The sequence below is a fragment of the Pseudomonas sp. R2-7-07 genome (assembly GCF_003852355.1).
GTDB lineage: Bacteria > Pseudomonadota > Gammaproteobacteria > Pseudomonadales > Pseudomonadaceae > Aquipseudomonas.
In genome coordinates, this window is sequence record NZ_CP027759.1 from 4,885,743 (window position 1) to 4,905,455 (window position 19,713).

Annotated in this window: 15 protein-coding genes and 2 tRNA genes; 2 read left to right on the forward strand and 15 right to left on the reverse strand. The window is 58.4% G+C overall.

Annotated features, from left to right (window positions below):
* The first annotated feature begins 19 nt into the window (after nucleotides 1–19).
* Nucleotides 20–1,036 (forward strand): class I SAM-dependent rRNA methyltransferase, encoded by a 1,017-nt coding sequence (locus tag C4J86_RS22390; protein ID WP_124371889.1) that lies wholly within the window; start codon nucleotides 20–22, stop codon nucleotides 1,034–1,036.
* 87 nt (nucleotides 1,037–1,123) lie between these two features.
* On the forward strand, nucleotides 1,124–4,057 hold the full coding sequence (locus C4J86_RS22395) for a DUF748 domain-containing protein (protein WP_124371890.1): 2,934 nt from the start codon (nucleotides 1,124–1,126) through the stop codon (nucleotides 4,055–4,057).
* A gap of 274 nt (nucleotides 4,058–4,331) precedes the next feature.
* Here C4J86_RS22395 and C4J86_RS22400 read toward each other — a convergent pair whose 3' ends face one another.
* From C4J86_RS22400 to ftsH, 15 genes are all read right to left on the reverse strand, one after another.
* Nucleotides 4,332–4,952, reverse strand: coding sequence for a BON domain-containing protein (locus tag C4J86_RS22400; protein ID WP_124371891.1), 621 nt, complete (start codon nucleotides 4,950–4,952; stop codon nucleotides 4,332–4,334).
* Nucleotides 4,953–5,248: 296 nt separating this feature from the next.
* On the reverse strand, nucleotides 5,249–7,354 hold the full coding sequence (gene pnp / locus C4J86_RS22405; protein WP_124364435.1) for a polyribonucleotide nucleotidyltransferase: 2,106 nt from the start codon (nucleotides 7,352–7,354) through the stop codon (nucleotides 5,249–5,251).
* Between the two features lie 194 nt (nucleotides 7,355–7,548).
* Entirely contained in the window at nucleotides 7,549–7,818 is a 270-nt protein-coding gene (gene rpsO / locus C4J86_RS22410; protein WP_003176135.1) for a 30S ribosomal protein S15, read from the reverse strand.
* Between the two features lie 114 nt (nucleotides 7,819–7,932).
* Nucleotides 7,933–8,850, reverse strand: coding sequence for a tRNA pseudouridine(55) synthase TruB (gene truB / locus C4J86_RS22415; protein WP_003176136.1), 918 nt, complete (start codon nucleotides 8,848–8,850; stop codon nucleotides 7,933–7,935).
* Nucleotides 8,851–8,853: 3 nt separating this feature from the next.
* Entirely contained in the window at nucleotides 8,854–9,249 is a 396-nt protein-coding gene (rbfA, locus tag C4J86_RS22420) for a 30S ribosome-binding factor RbfA (protein WP_003176137.1), read from the reverse strand.
* 159 nt (nucleotides 9,250–9,408) lie between these two features.
* A complete protein-coding gene (gene infB, locus C4J86_RS22425) occupies nucleotides 9,409–11,925 on the reverse strand; it encodes a translation initiation factor IF-2 (RefSeq protein WP_124364436.1) in 2,517 nt (838 codons plus the stop codon).
* 27 nt (nucleotides 11,926–11,952) lie between these two features.
* The gene (nusA, locus tag C4J86_RS22430; protein ID WP_057725019.1) at nucleotides 11,953–13,434 is read right to left on the reverse strand and encodes a transcription termination factor NusA; all 1,482 of its coding nucleotides are present in this window, start codon (nucleotides 13,432–13,434) and stop codon (nucleotides 11,953–11,955) included.
* A gap of 47 nt (nucleotides 13,435–13,481) precedes the next feature.
* Complete coding sequence (rimP, locus tag C4J86_RS22435) at nucleotides 13,482–13,940, reverse strand: ribosome maturation factor RimP (protein WP_164484568.1); 459 nt, start codon at nucleotides 13,938–13,940, stop codon at nucleotides 13,482–13,484.
* Between the two features lie 140 nt (nucleotides 13,941–14,080).
* A tRNA-Met gene (locus tag C4J86_RS22440) sits at nucleotides 14,081–14,157 on the reverse strand.
* Between the two features lie 96 nt (nucleotides 14,158–14,253).
* Nucleotides 14,254–14,339, reverse strand: a tRNA-Leu gene (locus C4J86_RS22445).
* Nucleotides 14,340–14,360: 21 nt separating this feature from the next.
* The gene (gene secG / locus C4J86_RS22450; RefSeq protein ID WP_010206600.1) at nucleotides 14,361–14,744 is read right to left on the reverse strand and encodes a preprotein translocase subunit SecG; all 384 of its coding nucleotides are present in this window, start codon (nucleotides 14,742–14,744) and stop codon (nucleotides 14,361–14,363) included.
* A gap of 4 nt (nucleotides 14,745–14,748) precedes the next feature.
* Nucleotides 14,749–15,504, reverse strand: coding sequence for a triose-phosphate isomerase (gene tpiA, locus C4J86_RS22455; protein ID WP_003194193.1), 756 nt, complete (start codon nucleotides 15,502–15,504; stop codon nucleotides 14,749–14,751).
* Nucleotides 15,505–15,570: 66 nt separating this feature from the next.
* Complete coding sequence (gene glmM, locus C4J86_RS22460; protein ID WP_124368380.1) at nucleotides 15,571–16,908, reverse strand: phosphoglucosamine mutase; 1,338 nt, start codon at nucleotides 16,906–16,908, stop codon at nucleotides 15,571–15,573.
* 16 nt (nucleotides 16,909–16,924) lie between these two features.
* Nucleotides 16,925–17,776: a dihydropteroate synthase gene (folP, locus tag C4J86_RS22465; RefSeq protein WP_124368381.1), complete on the reverse strand. Its 852-nt coding sequence runs from the start codon at nucleotides 17,774–17,776 to the stop codon at nucleotides 16,925–16,927.
* Nucleotides 17,777–17,784: 8 nt separating this feature from the next.
* Complete coding sequence (gene ftsH / locus C4J86_RS22470; RefSeq protein WP_124364440.1) at nucleotides 17,785–19,695, reverse strand: ATP-dependent zinc metalloprotease FtsH; 1,911 nt, start codon at nucleotides 19,693–19,695, stop codon at nucleotides 17,785–17,787.
* Nucleotides 19,696–19,713 lie beyond the last annotated feature (18 nt).

The window sequence follows — 19,713 nt, forward strand, 5'->3', positions numbered from 1 at the left end:
CGCAAGCAAGGCGCGCTCCATGACTCCCTTGAACCAGGCGCTGCGCGCCGCTCTAGATCATCGCCAAGACCTGATCAGTGAACTGCATGCCCAAGGTACCGATTGCTACCGTTTGTTCCACGGCAGCCAGGAAGGCGCCGGCGGCCTGACAATCGACCGCTACGGTCCGCAATTGTTGGTGCAAAGCTTCCACCAATCCCTGCAAAGCGCTGAGCTGTTGGACCTGCACCAACTAATCAACCACTACATGGGCCTGGAGTTGCTGCTGGTATACAACGACCGCTCCCGTGGCAATTCGCGTATCGACCGTGAAGACACGGTATACCGCGCCGAACCTGCCGCACTGGAAGACTTGGTCGGTCACGAATGGGGCCTTAACTACCGTGTGCGTGGACGGCATGCCGGGCAGGACCCGCTGCTGTTTCTCGACCTGCGCAACACCCGTGGCTGGGTCAAGGACCACAGCGCCGGTAAAAGCGTGCTCAATCTGTTCGCCTACACCTGCGGCGTCGGCTTGAGCGCCGCTGCCGGTGGCGCGCGCGAGGTCTGCAACCTGGACTTTGCCGAGGGCAACCTGGCCGTAGGGCGCGAGAACGGCCTGCTTAATCCGCACGTGCCGACGATGGAATTCGTGCAGTCCGATTATTTCCCTGCCATTCGCCAGCTGGCCGGCCTTGCGATCACCCAGCGTCGTGGCCAGAAACTGCCGAGCTATCCGCGCCTGGAACAGCGTCAATATGACTTGGTGCTGCTCGATCCCCCCGCCTGGGCCAAAAGCGCGTTCGGCACCGTCGACCTGTTGCGCGACTACCAAAGCCTGCTCAAGCCAGCATTGTTGGCCACCGCCGATAATGGTGTGCTCATTTGCTGCAACAACCTGGCGAAAGTGAGCATGGAGGACTGGCGCGAACAGGTGCTGCGTTGCGCGGAAAAAGCCGGCCGCCCTGTACGCGATTGGCAGGCCATGGCGCCGGGAGCCGACTTTCCGTCGAAAGATCAGCAACCTCCGCTGAAGACCCTGATCCTGCAATTGTAGGAAGTTTCCCAAGCCCCGCGGTTCTTCGGAACCGAAATCCCGTGCCATACTCCAAGGCACTCTCGTTCGACATAGATGGCGTCACCCATGCCCAAAGGATTGATCCGCGCCCTAGGCGCCTTGTTGACCGCCCTTGCGTTGTACAGCTTGCTGGGCTTTCTGATTCTGCCCGGCATTGCCCTTCGCATTGCCAACCAACAGTTGGCCGATTACGCGACGGTACCGGCGCGTATCGAGCGTATCGAGCTCAACCCGTTCAGCCTGGAGCTGACGCTATGGGGCCTGAAGATTGGTGAACCGGGCAAGGAACAGTTGGGTTTCGAGCGCCTCTACGCCAACCTGCAGATCGACAGTCTCTGGACCCGCGCCCTGCACCTGGCCGATGTGCAACTCGATCAGCCCAAGACCGAACTGCTCTTCGACAAGTCCGGCCAACTGAACCTGGCGCAGTTGTTCAAGTTGCCGCCGAGCGAACCAACCCCCGCAGACCCCGATGCCAAGCCTTTCCCGCTGCGTATCGACAGCATCAAGCTGGCGCGCGGTTATGTGCACTTCCAGGATCTGCGCCCCAGCGAACCCATCGAATTTCTCTACGACACACTCGACTTCGAGCTGAAAAACCTCAGCACCTTGCCGGAAGATAACGCCGACATGACCCTGGTGGCCGCCGGCCCCGAGGGTGGGCAGATCGACTGGAAAGGCAACTTCAGCCTGGTACCGATCACCTCCGAAGGCTCGCTGAAAGTCACCGACGGCAAAATGAAAGCCTGGTGGCCGTATGTGCGCGATGCGTTGCCGCTGGTGCTCGAGGACGGTGTGCTCAATTTCAGCACCGACTATAAATTCAGCCTGGCCAAAGAGACCGAACTGAACCTGACCAACACCGCCGCCAGCATCGCGCCCTTTGCGATCAAGGCGCCGGATGGCCGGCCCTTGGCACGCCTGGAACGCCTGGACGTCAGCGAGACCACGGTGGACCTGGCCAAACAGAAGGTGGTGATCGGCAAGATCCGCAGCAACAAGCTGGAAACCTGGGCTGCCCGCGAAGCCGACGGCCAACTGGATTGGCAAAAGCTGTTCGCCAGCCAACCCGGCAAACCGGCCAAGCCCCCTGAGCCCGCCTCCGCGCCAGCCACGGCCGATTCGCCAGAAGCGCCACCGGCGGCGCCGAACAAACCCTGGCAAGTGCTGCTCAAGGATGTGCAACTGCGCAATTACCAGGTGCACTTGGCTGACCGTCAGGCCAACCCTGCGGTAGCACTGGAGCTGGGCCCGTTGAACGTCGACATGCAGAACTTCGACAGCCTCAACCAGAGCCCTTTTACCCTGAAAGTCGACACCGGCCTGGGCAAGCAAGGCAAGATTCAGGCAACCGGCGAGGTCAACCTGAACCCGGTCAGCGCCAAGCTGAAGGTGAACACCCAGGACATCGACCTGCGCATCGCCCAAGCCTATATCAGCCCATTCATCCGCCTGGAGCTGCGCAGCGGCATGCTCGGCAGCAACCTGGATGTGAACCTGAAAAGCACCGAGCCGCTGGCCCTCCAGGTCACCGGCCGGGCGCAGATAGATCAGCTGCACACCCTCGACACCCTCAAGTCCCGCGACTTCCTCAAATGGCAGCGGCTGGTGCTGGAAGGCGTCAATTACCAGCATGGCGACAGCCTGACGATCGACAAGGTCAACCTGCTGCAGCCCTATGCGCGCTTCATGATCAACGATGACCGCACCACCAACATTGACGACCTGCTGATTCCACAGCCGGCCGACAGCGCTACCAAGCCGGCGGCCAAGTCGGCATCAAGCAAAGACAAGCCGCTGGGCATCCGCATCGGCCAGATTGCGATCAACGACGGCTCGGCCAATTTCGCCGACTTCAGCCTCACGCCCAACTTCGCCACCGCGATTCAACAACTCAACGGCCAGATCGGCACCATTGACAGTCGCCAGGCCAAGCCGGCCAGCGTCGACATCAAGGGCAAGGTAGATCGTTATGCGCCAGTGACCATCAAGGGCAGCGTAAACCCGTTTGACCCCATGGCAGCGCTGGACATCGCGACCAGCTTCAAACGTGTCGAGTTGACGACCCTGACGCCATACTCGGGCAAATTCGCGGGTTTTCGAATCCGCAAGGGTCGCCTGAACCTGGACTTGCATTACATGATCACCAAAGGCCAGTTGAAGGCCGAGAACAAGGTGGTGGTCGAGCAGCTGCAACTGGGTGAGAAGGTCGACAGCGCCGATGCCGTGGACTTGCCGATTCGCCTGGCGATTGCCCTGCTCAAGGACAGCGACGGCAAGATCTCCATCGAACTGCCGGTCACCGGTGACTTGAACAATCCACAATTCAGCGTGATGCCGATTGTGTGGCAAACCCTGCGTAACCTCGTGGTGCGCGCAGCGACGGCACCCTTCAAGTTCATTGGCGGGCTGGTTACCGGCGGGGGCTCGGAAGACCTGGGTAATGTGTCGTTCGCCGCAGGCTCCAGTGAATTGAATAAAGACGCCGAAGGCGCCCTCAACACGCTGGCCAAGGCACTCAAGGAACGCCCTGCCCTGCGCCTGGAAATCGAAGGGACCGCAGCGGCCAGCAGTGACGGCCCGTTGCTGGCCGCACAACGGCTGGAGCGTGAGTACCAATACAACTACTACAAAATCCTGCAGCGTCGCGGCGATAAAGTCCCGGCCCAGGCGTCATTGCTTGTGGTGCCGGAGAAGGAAAAGCCGCCTTTGCTGGAGGGCATCTACCGTACCCGTCTGAAACAGCAACCCCCGGCCGAATGGAAAGACCTTGGCACTGACGAGCGCACAGCCCGGCTCAAGGACGGCGTGATCAAGTTCTGGAGTGGCAGTGACGTGCTGCTGCGCCAGCTGGGCCAGGACCGCGCCAGTACCATCAAGGACTATCTGGTGGATAAGGCGCAGCTGGAAGACGACCGCGTGTACTTCATTGATGCGCAGTTGGGGCAGGCCGAGAAGGATGGTCGGGTCGTGACGCCGATGCATCTGGATGCTGAGTAACCAATGTGGGAGGGGGCTTGCCCCCGATGGCGGTAGTTCAGTCAATGATACGTCGACTGCTACACCGCTATCGGGGGCAAGCCCCCTCCCACATTTCTAGCCTCGCCTGGCCAGCAAATTATTGCGCGCCACATAGAACAGGCCCCGACACAGAGTGCCGGGGCCTGTAATGACCACATCCGTATGGTCGGTCGCATGAACTCCAGAGGTGCATGGGATGGATAACTAACTCACCCCACGCCGCCGCCATTCAGTTCAGACGAAACCTGCAGCGTTACTCTGCTTTCAGGCCATCGGCCGATACAGCTTTAACGCCTTTGATTTTCTTGGCGATCGCAACAGCCGTTTCTTTCTGCGAAGCGGTTACAGCGGTAGGGGACGACAGGGACACAACGCCTTTGTTGGTTTCAACCTTGATGTCGGTGCCAGGAATACCTTTCTCGGTAACCAGATCAGCCTTCACTTTGGTGGTGATCCAAGTGTCGCTAGTCGCCTCTCCAGCGTTATGGGCTGCGCCTTTGGTTTTGTCGATACCGTCAGCCTTGGTAGCGCCGCCAGCCAGCAGGCCGTCTGCCGAAACAGCAGTCACGCCTTTGATTTTCTTGGTGATCGCTACAGCGGTCGCTTTCTGCGAGTCCGAGATAGCTACATCGGAAGACAGGGAAACCACACCTTTGTTGGTTTCAACCTTGATGTCCGAACCTGGGATGCCTTTTTCAGTCAGCAGGTCAGCTTTGACTTTGGTGGTGATCCAAGTATCCGAAACGCTTTCCTTAGCCTGGGTCGCTTCACCAGCCGCCAGAGTCATAGGGGCTTGGGAAGTCTGAGCAAAGGCTACGTTAGCACCCATGGCCAGAGTCAGAGCGGTAGCAGTAGCGAGAGCGAACTTCTTCATACGAGTAACTCCTGTTTTATTAAAAGACTGCAGCACATAAATCTCGGTGCTGCAGCGCTACCAGAGATAGTGCAGGCAGTGTGCCAAGTCGCCGTACAGTTAAAAACTCTTATAAAACAAAGAGTTAAAAAAACACCTGATTTTCGGAATCGTGCAACTTGCATGAAGGTCATCGTGCCTGCATGCAAGTTGCGGCTTTTGGGAGAGGCTAAACAGCTGATTCCGCTTCACTTTCTCGCGCGCATAAAAAAAGGACTCCGTAGAGTCCTTTTTTTCAGCGTAAAGCTTGCGCGTAATTAAACGCCCGAAGCCTTGGCTGCTGCTACGTCCTTGATGGACAGTTTGATACGGCCGCGGTTGTCCACGTCCAGTACCAACACTTCCACTTCCTGGCCTTCTTTGAGAATGTCGGTCACTTTCTCAACGCGAGCGTCGCTCAGCATGGAGATGTGAACCAGACCGTCTTTGCCCGGCAGGATGTTGACGAAGGCACCGAAGTCGACGATGCGCTCAACCTTACCGACGTAGATCTTGCCGATTTCGGCTTCAGCGGTGATGCCCAGGACGCGCTGACGTGCAGCTTCAGCCGCTTCCTTGGTTTCGCCGAAGATCTTGATCGAACCGTCGTCTTCGATATCGATCGAGGCCTTGGTCTCTTCACAGATCGCACGGATCGTCGCGCCGCCTTTACCGATGACATCACGGATTTTGTCGGTGTCGATTTTCATCGCGATCATGGTCGGAGCATTTTCCGACAGCTCGGTACGCGACTGACCAATGATCTGGTTCATCTGGCCGAGGATGTTCAGGCGCGCTTCCAGGGCTTGGCCCAGAGCGATTTCCATGATCTCTTCGGTGATGCCTTTGATCTTGATGTCCATCTGCAGCGCGGTCACGCCTTTGGCGGTACCGGCTACCTTGAAGTCCATGTCGCCCAGGTGGTCTTCGTCGCCCAGGATGTCGGTCAGGATGGCGAACTTCTCGCCTTCTTTAACCAGGCCCATGGCGATACCGGCAACCGGCGCCTTCATCGGCACACCAGCGTCCATCAATGCCAGCGAAGCACCGCAAACGGAAGCCATGGAGCTGGAACCGTTGGACTCGGTGATTTCCGATACAACACGAATGGTGTACGGGAACACGTCAGCAGCCGGCAGCATGGCCTGGACCGAACGACGGGCCAGACGGCCGTGGCCGATTTCGCGACGACCAGCGCCACCCATGCGACCACACTCGCCCACCGAGAACGGAGGGAAGTTGTAGTGCAGCATGAACGGGTCTTTTTTCTCGCCTTCCAGGGTGTCCAGCAGCTGCGCGTCACGGGCGGTGCCCAGCGTCGCGACTACCAGGGCCTGGGTTTCACCACGGGTGAACAGCGCCGAACCGTGAGTCTTCGGCAAAACGCCGACTTCAATGTTCAGCGGGCGCACGGTGCGGGTGTCACGGCCGTCGATACGTGGCTTGCCGTTTACGATGTTTTCGCGAACGGTGCGGTATTCGATTTCGCCGAAGGCTGCTTTGACTTCGCTGGCAGAAGGCTGGCCTTCTTCACCGGACAGCTTGGCCACGACCTGGTCCTTCAACTCGCCCAGGCGAGCGTAACGGTCGGCCTTGACGGTGATGGTGTAGGCATCGGAGATAGCAGCACCGAACTCTGCGCGGATAGCGCCCAGCAGTGCGGTGGCTTCAGGCTGTGGAGCCCAGGCCCAGGTTGGCTTGGCGGCTTCAGCAGCCAGTTCTTTAACGGCGTTGATCACAACCTGGAACTCGTCGTGAGCAAACAATACGGCGCCCAGCATCTGGTCTTCGGTCAGCTCTTTGGCTTCCGATTCAACCATCAATACCGCTTCCGAGGTACCGGCAACGACCATGTCCAGGCTCGAGGCTTTCTGTTGCTCGTAAGTCGGGTTCAGCAGGTAGCCGGTGCTTTCGTGGAACGCCACGCGAGCTGCGCCGATCGGACCATCGAAAGGAATGCCGGAGATGGCCAGTGCAGCCGAGGTACCGATCATCGCAGCGATGTCCGGATCGGTTTTCTTGCTGGTGGAAACGACGGTGCAGACAACCTGCACTTCGTTCATGAAGCCTTCTGGGAACAGCGGACGGATCGGACGGTCGATCAGTCGGGAAGTCAGGGTTTCTTTCTCGGAAGGACGGCCTTCGCGCTTGAAGAAACCGCCAGGGATCTTACCGGCAGCGTAAGTCTTTTCCTGGTAGTGAACGGACAGAGGGAAAAAGCCTTTGCTCGGGTCAGCGGTCTTGGCGCCAACCACGGTCACCAGTACGGTAACGTCGTCGTCAACGGTAACCAGCACTGCGCCGGAGGCTTGACGGGCGATACGGCCTGTCTCGAGGGTAACGGTCGACTGACCGAACTGGAATTTTTTGATAACCGGGTTCACGGTGTCCTACCTTCTTTGTGGCTCTTGGGGAACTTGTTTTCTTGCGAAATTCTTGGGCAATGTCGGGAATCGGCCCAACCCTTGTCCAGGGTAAAACGTGTATCCAGATAAAACTTGAGGCTGGGAGCCTGCCATGGGCCAGCGGGAATCCCACTGACACACGGCAGACAACCAACCTCTAGCGCAATCGCTGATTAGCGACGCAGACCCAGGCGACCGATCAGAGCCTGATAACGACCCAGATCCTTGCCTTTCAGGTAGTCCAGCAGCTTACGGCGCTGGTTTACCATGCGGATCAGACCACGACGGGAGTGGTGATCTTTACCGTTGGCCTTGAAGTGACCTTGCAGTTTGTTGATGTTGTGGGTCAGCAGTGCAACTTGCACTTCTGGCGAACCAGTGTCACCAACAGCTTGCTGATAGTCAGCTACGATTTGTGCTTTTTCTTGAACGTCGAGAGCCATGAGGCAATCCTTTTTTCAGGAAACCACCCAGGGGTAGTTTCAACAGGCCAGGGACAAATCCCTGTATCTAAAAATGAGTGTTGACCATGCCTGTTAACAGCCACACTCGTTCGGTCATTCTGACCGAATCAGTCGACGCGGCGCGATGCGCCCGTCTTCGCTCACTTCACCGATACCGATAAAGCGACCGTTATGATCCTGTACTCGCACCATGCCGAACTTCGGAGCATCCGGGGCGCGTACCGGTTGGCCGTTGAGCCAGTAGAACGCGCTGTGTTCCGAGAAGTGCAGCAATGGCCAATCCAGCAAACCGCTGTCCGATGGCATCAGGAAGCGATCTACCGCTTCGTTGCCGCCTTCGGCGTGTACCGCTTCGAGCTCTTCCAGCGTGACCGTCTGGGCCAGGGTGAAAGGGCCGGCCTGTGTACGTCGCAGTTCGGCAACGTATGCGCCACAGCCCAGTTGCTCACCAATATCTTCCACCAGGGTACGGATATAGGTGCCTTTGCTGCAGTCCACGGCCAATCGGGCGGTGTCACCTTCACAGGCGAGCAATTCCAGCCGGGCAATAGTAACAGAACGCGGTTCACGCTCCACCACTTCACCCGCACGTGCCAGCTTGTAAAGAGGTTGCCCGTCACGCTTGAGAGCCGAGTACATCGGCGGTATCTGGCTGATTTGCCCACGGAAAGCGGGTAAGGCGGCTTCAATATCGGCACGACCAACGGTCACATCGCGAACCTGCAACACATCACCTTCGGCGTCGGCCGTGGTGGTGGTCTTGCCCAGTTGCATCAGGGTTTCATAACCCTTGTCGGAATCGAGCAGGTATTGCGAGAACTTGGTCGCCTCGCCAAAGCACAACGGCAGCACGCCGGTAGCCAGCGGGTCGAGGCTACCGGTGTGCCCGGCCTTTTCGGCGTTGAGCAGCCAGCGAACTTTCTGCAACGCGGCATTGGAGGTAAAGCCAATGGGCTTGTCGAGCAGAATGATGCCACTGACGTTACGGCGGATACGTTTGACCTGAGCCACCGCTTACTCCTTGGCGTCTTCAGGTGTGGACGGATGCTGACTGTCTTCAGCCACGGCGCGCTCGATCAGTGCCGACAAATGTGCGCCACGTACGACGCTTTCGTCGTAGTGGAAGTGCAACTGCGGAACGCTGCGCAACTTCATTTCACGGGCCAACTGCATGCGCAGGAAACCTGCGGCCGAGTTCAGCACCTTGATGCTTTGCGCGATTTCTTCGCTGTTGTCCTGGCCCATCACGGTGATGAAGATTTTGGCGTGACCCACGTCACGGCTCACTTCAACGGCGGTGATGGTGACCAGGCCAACGCGCGGGTCTTTGACTTCGCGACGGATCAGTTGGGCCAGCTCGCGCTGCATCTGATCGCCGATACGTTGGGTACGGCTGTATTCTTTTGCCATGTCTTGTTACCTGTTGCTGCCACACGGTGAAACCCGTGGGGTCTGAAAGCGGCAAACGCCCGGCCTGACAAAAGCCAGACCGGGCGTTGCGTTTAGAGTCCGTACGCTACGCGGGGCATTTGCATGCCCACACGCCGCGTGGCTCCGGAAGTGCGCGAGTTAGAGGCTGCGAGCAACCTGGACCTTCTCGTAGACTTCGATCTTGTCGCCAGGCTTGACGTCGTTGTAGCTCTTGACGCCGATACCGCATTCCATGCCGGCACGTACTTCGGAAGCGTCATCCTTGAAGCGGCGCAGGGATTCCAGCTCGCCTTCGAAGATAACGATGTCTTCACGCAGTACACGGATTGGACGGTTACGGTGCACAACACCTTCAATAACCATGCAACCGGCGATCGCGCCGAATTTCGGCGAGCGGAACACGTCACGCACCTCGGCAACACCCAGGATATTCTCCCGAACGTCGCTGCCAAGCATGCCGGTAAGGGCTTTCTTGACGTCTTCGATGATGTCGTAGATGACGTTGTAGTAACGCATGTCCAGGCCTTCCTGCTCGACGATCTTGCGAGCGCCAGCATCGGCACGCACGTTGAAGCCGAACAGTACAGCGTTGGAAGCCAGTGCCAGGTTGGCGTCGGACTCGGTGATACCACCGACACCGCCACCGACAACGCGCACTTGCACTTCGTCGTTACCCAGGCCGTTCAAGGCGCCGTTCAACGCTTCGAGGGAACCGCGTACGTCAGATTTGAGGACGATGTTAAGTGTCTTCTTCTCTGCCTGGCCCATGTTCTCGAAGATGTTTTCCAGCTTGCCGGCGTGAGCACGAGCCAGTTTGACTTCGCGGAACTTGCCTTGACGGAACAGAGCCACTTCACGGGCTTTCTTCTCGTCGGCAACCACGCTCATCTCGTCGCCAGCGTCCGGGGTACCGTCCAGGCCGAGGATCTCGACAGGGATGGAAGGACCGGCTTCCTTGATTGGCTTGCCGTTCTCGTCGAGCATGGCACGCACGCGGCCATAGTTCGAACCGACCAGCACCATGTCGCCTTGGCGCAGGGTACCGTCTTGAACCAAGACGGTTGCAACCGGGCCGCGACCTTTGTCGAGACGCGATTCAACCACAACACCACGACCTGGAGCCGATGGAGTTGCTTTCAGTTCGAGTACTTCAGCCTGCAGCAGGACTGCTTCGAGCAGTTCGTCCACGCCAGTACCGACCTTGGCCGAGACCGAAACGAACGGCGTATCACCGCCCCACTCTTCGGATGTCACGCCGTGAACCGACAGTTCGCTACGGATGCGATCGAGATCGGCGCCCGGCTTGTCGATTTTGTTCACTGCAACAACCAGTGGAACACCAGCGGCCTTGGCATGCTGGACAGCTTCAATGGTCTGCGGCATCACGCCGTCGTCCGCTGCAACGACCAGGATCACGATGTCAGTCGCCTTGGCACCACGGGCACGCATCGCGGTAAACGCGGCGTGTCCTGGGGTGTCGAGGAAGGTGACCATGCCGCGCTCGGTTTCAACGTGGTACGCACCGATGTGCTGGGTGATACCACCGGCTTCGCCAGCAGCTACCTTGGCACGACGGATGTAGTCGAGCAGGGATGTCTTACCGTGGTCAACGTGGCCCATTACGGTCACAACTGGCGCACGGGAGAACGTCTCACCTTCAAACTTCAGGGACTCGGCCAGGGAATCTTCCAGGGCGGTGTCGCTGACCAGGGTCACTTTATGGCCCAGTTCTTCGGCTACCAGCTGAGCAGTTTCCTGATCAAGCACCTGGTTGATGGTCGCTGGAGTACCCAGTTTGAACATGAACTTGATGATTTCAGCAGCCTTGACCGACATCTGATTGGCGAGATCGCCAACGGTGATGGTCTCGCCGATCTGCACATCACGCACGACAGGGCCGGTTGGGCTCTGGAAACCGTGGGCGTTGCGTTTTTTCAGCTTGGCCTTGCCGCGACCACCGCGACGGAAGCTATCGCTCTCTTCGTCAGTAGTACGTGGGGCAACGCGTGGAGCAGGCGCTTTCTCTTTGACCGAGGCACGATGTGGAGCGTTTTTACGCTCGCCATCGCCACCACCACCGCGACGATTGTTATCGTCGGCACGTGGTTTGTCCGGACGACGAGGTTCGTCGCGCTTGCGGGCATCTGCTGCAGGAGCAGGTGCGGCAGCCACCGGAGCGGCCTCACGCACAGCTTCAACAGGAGCGGCAACCGCGTCAGTGTTAGCAGGTTGCGCAGCAGTAGGCTGGCGACGCGCTTCTTCTTCGGCGCGACGCTTGGCTTCTTCTTCAGCCTTCTGACGAGCAGCATTTTCTACTGCGCGACGCTCTTCAAGTTCGCGTTTGCGCTCGGCTTCGATTTCTTCCGGGCTGCGCTGTACGAAGACTTTCTTCTTGCGTACTTCAACGCTGATGCTCTTGCTACCCGCTACACGCAGGGTGCTGGTGGTTTTGCGCTGCAATGTAATCTTGCGCGGTTCTTCCACTTTCGCCTTGTGGCTGCTCTTCAAGTGAGTCAGCAAAGACTGCTTCTCACTATCGCTCACACCTTCATCGGCGGCGGTGTGCGGCAGACCTGCCTCACGCATCTGCTGCAACAGGCGCTCTACCGGTGTTTTGACCTCATCGGCCAGTTGTTTCACCGTGACTTGCGTCATGCACTTCTCTCCTCAGGCCGCGCCTAATTACTCGAACCAATGGGCTCGGGCGGCCATGATCAACTTGCCGGCACGATCTTCGTCAATGCCGTCGATGTCGAGCAGATCGTCAATAGACTGCTCGGCCAGGTCTTCGCGGGTAATTACGCCGCGCACCGCCAGTTCCATCGCCAAATCCTTGTCCATACCCTCAAGCGAGAGCAGGTCTTCGGCCGGATGGGCGTCTGCCAGCTTTTCCTCAGTAGCGATGGCTTTAGTCAACAAACGATCCTTGGCCCGAGCGCGAAGCTCGTTGACGGTGTCTTCGTCAAAGCCGTCGATGTTGAGCATTTCTTCCAACGGTACGTAGGCAATCTCTTCCAGGCTGGTGAAGCCCTCATCTACCAGCACCTGAGCCAGGTCTTCATCGACTTCCAACTCTTCGATAAAGTTGCGCAGGATGTCGCCGGTTTCAGCTTGCTGCTTAGCCTGGATGTCCGATTCGGTCATCACGTTCAGGGTCCAACCGGTCAGTTGGCTGGCCAGACGCACGTTCTGACCACCACGACCAATGGCCTGAGCCAGATTGTCTGCGCCAACGGCGATGTCCATTGCATGGGCATCTTCGTCAACGATAATTGCCGCCACTTCAGCTGGCGACATGGCGTTGATCACGAACTGCGCCGGGTTATCGTCCCACAGGACGATGTCCACACGCTCACCGCCCAACTCACCCGACACTGCCTGGACGCGCGAACCGCGCATACCAATGCAAGCGCCCTGCGGGTCGATGCGTTTGTCCTTGGAGCGGACCGCGATCTTGGCGCGCGAACCCGGGTCGCGGGACGCAGCCATGACTTCGATCAGGCCTTCGGCAATTTCCGGCACTTCGATACGGAACAGCTCGATCAGCATTTCCGGCGCGGTACGCGACAGGATCAACTGAGGGCCGCGGTTCTCGGTGCGGATTTCCTTGAGCAGCGCACGCAAGCGCACGCCGACACGGAAGGTTTCGCGAGAAATGATGTCTTCACGGGCCAGCAACGCTTCAGCGTTGTTGCCCAGGTCGACGATCACGTTGTCGCGGGTGACTTTTTTCACGGTGCCGGAGATGATTTCACCCAGGCGCTCGCGATAGGCGTCGACGACTTGAGCACGCTCGGCTTCGCGAACCTTCTGCACGATGACCTGCTTGGCGGTCTGTGCAGCGATACGGCCGAACTCGATCGATTCGATCTTCTCTTCGACGACATCACCGACGTTGGCGCCAGGGTGCGTTTGCGCAACCTTGCTCGGCCAGGTTTCAATCGCCGGATCATCAAGATCGGCTTCTTCGACGACCGTCCAGCGACGGAAAGTCTCATAGGCACCGGTGTGGCGGTTGATTTCCACACGCAGATCAACTTCATCTTCGAAACGCTTTTTGGTCGCAGTGGCCAGGGCCAGCTCCAGCGCTTCAAAAATCACGTTTGCCGGTACGCCCTTTTCATTGGATACCGACTCAACAACCAGCAGTACTTCTTTGCTCATCGTACGCCTCGCCTTTCGCAAGCCATTGGATCCGCGGGATCCGCGTCTCAGCCAAAACTGGGAATAATGTTGGCCTTGTCGATCATATCGATCGGCAACAGGAACTCATGGTCTTCTACCTGCACCACGACATCCTGCTCTTCTACACCGCGCAGAAGGCCCTGAAAGTTGCGTCGCCCCTCGAAGGGGGAGCGCAGCTTGATCTTCACTTGTTCACCGGCAAATTTTGCAAACTGCTCAATAGTGAACAGTGGGCGTTCCATGCCTGGCGAGGAAACTTCAAGGGTGTATTCAACGGCGATTGGATCTTCAACATCCAGGACACCGCTGATCTGACGGCTGACAATGGCACAATCGTCCACCAGCACGCCGCCCTCTTTATCGATATAAACGCGCAACATTGAGTGGCGACCTTGAGCCGAAAACTCAATACCCCAGCATTCATAGCCTAGGGCCACGACCACCGGGGCCAGCAAGGCCTGCAACTCTTCTAGCTTGCTCGACACCTGAACCCCCTCGTGCATGTATGTGCATGCTGTGCAAAATAAAAAAATGGGCGAAACGCCCATCCTTGAAACGCCGTCGAACAGCGGCGTTGAAAGTGTCCAGCTAACAAAAAGCCCCTTAAAAGGGGCTCCGCTAAAACTGGTTGCGGGGGCCGGATTTGAACCGACGACCTTCGGGTTATGAGCCCGACGAGCTACCAGACTGCTCCACCCCGCGACAAAGCTGGGGCGGAAGTATACGACCGATCCCTTACAGGGTCAATGTAACCTTCCACCTACAAGAAAGCCCGCAACAGCGGGCTCTCCTGATAATTGGTACCGAGAAGGGGACTCGAACCCCTACACCCTATGGGCACAACCACCTCAAGGTTGCGTGTCTACCAATTCCACCACCTCGGCAATACAGCGTTTACAACCTTCTTACTTCTGCTCTTGAGCTGGAGGCACGTCAGTCGCTGGAGTAGCCGACTTTTGCTCTTGAAGCACCGGGACATCATCAGAAGCCGGTTTTGCTTTTGGTACTTCCAACACTGCTGGGTTTGGCAAACCTACTTGAGTCAGCACATGAGCTTTCTCTTTAGCAAAGTAACCTAACCCTAAGCTGGTTATGAAGAAACCGGCGGCAAGTATAGCAGTAAACTTACTAAGAAAGGTAGAGGAACCTTGGCTTCCGAATACAGTATTTGAAGCACCTGCACCGAAAGACGCACCAGCATCCGCACCTTTGCCCTGTTGCAACAAAACCAGGGCAACTACGCCCAGGGCAGCCAACAGATGAAAAACGACTACGACTGTTTCCAGCATTTTTTCAGTTTCCCGCGGCGCGACAGATCGCACCGAACTCATCTGCATTCAGGGAAGCTCCACCAATGAGCCCCCCATCGATATCCGGCATGCCGAACAGTTCGACCGCATTGGCCGCCTTCACGCTGCCGCCGTATAGAAGACGCACACCTTGTGCGACTTCAGAATTCTCTGCCGCCAACTGCGCGCGGATGGCTGCGTGCACATCCTGCGCCTGTTGCGGTGTAGCAGTCAGCCCGGTGCCAATGGCCCAGACCGGCTCGTAAGCAATGACCGCTTTTGCAAATGCACCGACACCCAGCTCTTCGATGATGCTGCCCAGCTGACGCGAGACAACTTCAAGTGTCTTGCCCGACTCACGCTGCTCAAGGGTTTCCCCAATGCACAACACTGGAATCAAGCCACAAGCCTGTGCCGCTGCGAACTTGCGGTTGAGGGTTCCATCACGCTCGCCCATCATCTGACGACGCTCGGAGTGCCCGACAAGCACATAGGAACAGCCCGCATCAACCAGCTGACTCGGCGAAATCTCACCGGTCAACGCACCTTGCATGGGCTCCACCGCAGAGTTCTGCGCGCCGACCTGAATCGACTTACCCTTCAAGCCATCAACCACTTGGTTGATATGCAAGCAAGGCGGGAACACCGCGACATCAACACCGCTAGGCAAGGCCAAGTGACGAAGGCCATTGATCAGCTCAGCGACACTGGCGCGGGTACCGTGCATCTTCCAGTTACCAGCTACCATAGTGCGACGCATGCTGTACCCCGTCGGTCAAAGTGGGCGCAGATGTTACCCAACCACATCACCACTGGCAAGCCGAATTCAGGCGCAAACTTCAGTTACCAGTTTTGCCAGGTCTTCGGCATGGCCGCGAACCTGTGTTTCGTCCTCGCCCTCGACCATCACCCGCACCAGAGGCTCTGTGCCGGACTTGCGCAATAACACACGCCCACGCCCAGCCATCGCCTGGGTCACGCGCTCGCACGCTTCTTTGACAGAAGGGTGCTCGATCGGGTTTGCGCCACCGGCGAAACGCACGTTGAGCAGTACCTGCGGACACTTGCGCAGCGCCTGTCGCGCTTGGGCCAGGCTTTCCTGACGGCGACGCAAGGCCAGAAGCACCTGCAGCGCAGCGATGATAGCGTCGCCCGTAGTGGTGTGCTGGAAGCACACCACGTGCCCCGAATTCTCACCGCCCACCAGCCAGTTGCGCTCCAGCAGCTCGGCGATCACATAACGATCGCCGACATTGGCCCGAATAAACGGAATGCCCAGCTCCGCCAACGCCAACTCAAGCCCGAGATTACTCATCAGGGTGCCAACGACGCCGCCCTGCAGCTTGTTACGCTCATGCAAGTCTCGGGCAATGATGAACAGCAGATCATCGCCATCCACGATCATGCCGGTGTGATCCACCATGAGTACGCGGTCGCCATCGCCATCGAATGCGATGCCCAGGTCCGCGTGCTCAGCCAGAACGGCCGCCTGCAACTGCTCCATGTGCGTGGAGCCGCAGTTGTCGTTGATGTTCAACCCGTTAGGCTGGGCCGACAGCACGGTGACCTGCGCACCGAGCTCCTTGAATACGCTCGGCGCCACTTTGTAGGTCGCACCATGGGCGCAATCGACGACGATCTTCAGCCCGGCAAAACTGGTGCTGCTCGGAACGCTGCTCTTACAAAACTCGATGTAGCGGCCGGAGGCATCATTGATGCGCGACACCTTGCCCAGCTTGCTGGACTCCACCACCGTCATCGGCGCATCCAGCAGCTCTTCGATCATCAGCTCGATCTCGTCCGGCAGTTTGGTGCCCTGCCCCGAGAAAAACTTGATGCCATTGTCGTCATGGGGATTGTGCGAAGCACTGATCACGATACCGGCTTCAGCGTGAAAGGTACGCGTCAGGTAGGCGATCGCCGGCGTCGGCATGGGGCCTAGCAGCATTACATCGGCGCCGGCAGCGGACAACCCGGCCTCCAGCGCGGATTCAAACATGTAGCCCGAAATACGCGTGTCCTTGCCAACCAGGATGCGGCACGCGCCCATGCTGCGGAACGCCATACCTGCCGCCCAACCCAGCTTGAGCATGAAATCCGGCGTAATCGGGTATTCACCGACCCGACCACGGATACCGTCGGTGCCAAAATATTTTTTAGTCATGAGTGCTCCATCATTCTTATTCGGCTGATTCTACAGCGGCAATCATGCGCACCACGTCCATCGTCTCGGCGACGTCATGCACACGCAAAATACGAGCGCCCTTGGTCACGGCAAGCGCAGCCAGCGCGAGGCCGCCAAACAAGCGCTCACCCACCGGGCGATTCAAGGCCTGCCCTATCATGCTCTTGCGCGAAACGCCGACCAACAGGGGCCGACCGAGTGCATGCAGGGCTTCCATATGTTTGAACAGGCTTAAATTATGTTGCAGGGTCTTGGCGAAGCCAAACCCCGGATCAAGGATGATCTTTTCAGGACCAATGCCCACGCTGGCGCACTGAGCGACCCTGTCGGCAAGAAAACCACAGACTTCGCCCACCAGATCGTCGTAGTGCGGATTATCCTGCATATTGCCGGGTTCGCCCAGCATATGCATCAGACATACCGGCAGGCCAGTCGCCGCAGCAGCGTCGAGAGCACCGTCACGCCGCAACGCACGCACATCATTGATGAGCCCCGCCCCCAGGCGCGCAGTCTCACGCATCACTGCCGGCGTTGATGTATCCACGGAGATGATCACATCCAGCTCCCGGGCAATGCGCTCGACAATCGGCGCCACCCGCTCCAGTTCCTCCACAGGAGAAACGGCGCGAGCCCCAGGCCGAGTCGACTCGCCGCCGACATCGATCAGCGTTGCACCGGCAGCCACCATCGCCTCTGCATGACGCAACGCGGCATCCTGCTGGCTGAAGCGGCCACCATCGGAAAACGAGTCTGGAGTGACATTAAGAATGCCCATGACATGTGCATGGGCCAAATCAAGAACCCGGTTGCCGCAAGGCAACCGGGTGGAGTACGACGCGAAAATCATTTCAAACCTTAGTGGTCAGCTGCCGGGCCGCCGATCGGGGCTTCAGGACGCTCATTCTGCACCACTGGCGGAGTGCCCGAGGTGCCCGAACCACCTTCCCAATCGCGCGGCTCCCGAGGTGTACGACCGGCCATGATGTCGTCGATCTGATCGGCATCAATGGTCTCGTACTTCATCAGCGCATCTGCCATCGCGTCCAGCTTGTCGCGGTTGTCGGTAAGGATCTGCCTGGCCGTGCCGTAGCACTGGTCAATGATGCTGCGCACCTCGGAATCGATCAGCTTGGCTGTTTCACCCGAGAAACTGGCGCTTTGACCGCCACCGCCACGGCCCAGGAATACCTCGCCTTCTTCCTCGGCATACATCAATGGACCGAGTTTTTCCGACAAGCCCCACTTGGTCACCATATTTCGTGCGATCTGGCTGGCACGCATGATGTCGTTGGAAGCGCCGGTAGTCACCCCGTCGAAGCCCAGGGTCATTTCTTCTGCGATTCGACCGCCGTACAGCGAGCAGATCTGGCTGATCAGCGCACGCTTGGAGAGGCTGTAGCGATCCTCTTCCGGCAGGAACATCGTCACACCCAACGCACGACCGCGTGGAATGATCGACACCTTGTAGACCGGGTCATGCTCAGGCACAACGCGGCCAACAATGGCGTGACCGGCCTCGTGATAGGCGGTGTTCTGTTTTTCTTTCTCGGACATGACCATGGATTTGCGCTCAGCGCCCATCATGATCTTGTCCTTGGCCAACTCGAACTCTTTCATTTCAACGATGCGCTTGCCGGTACGGGCCGCGAACAACGAAGCCTCGTTCACCAGGTTGGCAAGGTCGGCACCGGAGAAGCCTGGCGTACCACGGGCAATCACGCCCGGAGCCACGTCGTCGCCCATCGGCACTTTGCGCATGTGGACTTTAAGGATCTGCTCGCGACCACGGATGTCCGGCAAGCCCACGACCACCTGACGGTCGAAACGGCCTGGACGCAGCAGCGCAGGGTCCAATACGTCCGGACGGTTGGTTGCGGCAATGACGATAATGCCGTCATTCATCTCGAAACCATCCATCTCCACCAGCAACTGGTTGAGGGTCTGCTCACGCTCGTCATGACCGCCGCCCATGCCGGCGCCACGGTGGCGACCAACAGCGTCGATTTCGTCAATGAAGATGATGCATGGCGCGTGCTTCTTGGCCTGTTCGAACATATCGCGAACACGGCTGGCACCGACGCCGACAAACATCTCGACAAAGTCAGAACCGGAAATGGTGAAGAACGGCACCTTGGCTTCGCCGGCAATCGCCTTGGCCAGCAAGGTTTTACCGGTACCCGGCGGGCCGACCATCAGCACGCCGCGAGGAATACGCCCGCCCAGGCGCTGGAACTTGCCCGGATCGCGCAGGAACTCGACCAGTTCACCCACTTCTTCCTTGGCTTCGTCGCAACCGGCGACATCCGCCAGGGTGGTTTTCACCTGGTCCTCCGAGAGCAGGCGTGCCTTGCTCTTGCCGAAGCTCATCGGCCCGCCCTTGCCTCCCGCACCACCTTGCATCTGGCGCATGAAGAACATGAACACGGCGATAATTACCAGGATCGGGAAGCTGGCTACCAGGAGCTGGGTCCAGATGCTCTGCTGCTCAGGCTGCTTGCCTTCCACGACGACCTTGTTGTCTACCAGGTCGCCGATCAGACCGTTGTCCTGAATGGCCGGACGAATGGTCTTGAAGCTGTCGCCATCGACACGTTTGCCGGTAATCACATAGCCATCAACCGCTACGCGCTCGACCTTGCCATCCTTAACTTGCTGGATGAAGTCGGAATAGTTGAGGGTCTGCGGCTCGTTAGGGCTGGAGAAGTTGTTCATCACCGTCACCAGGACAGCCGCGATGATCAACCACAGGATCAGATTCTTTGCCATATCGTTCAATTAACTACC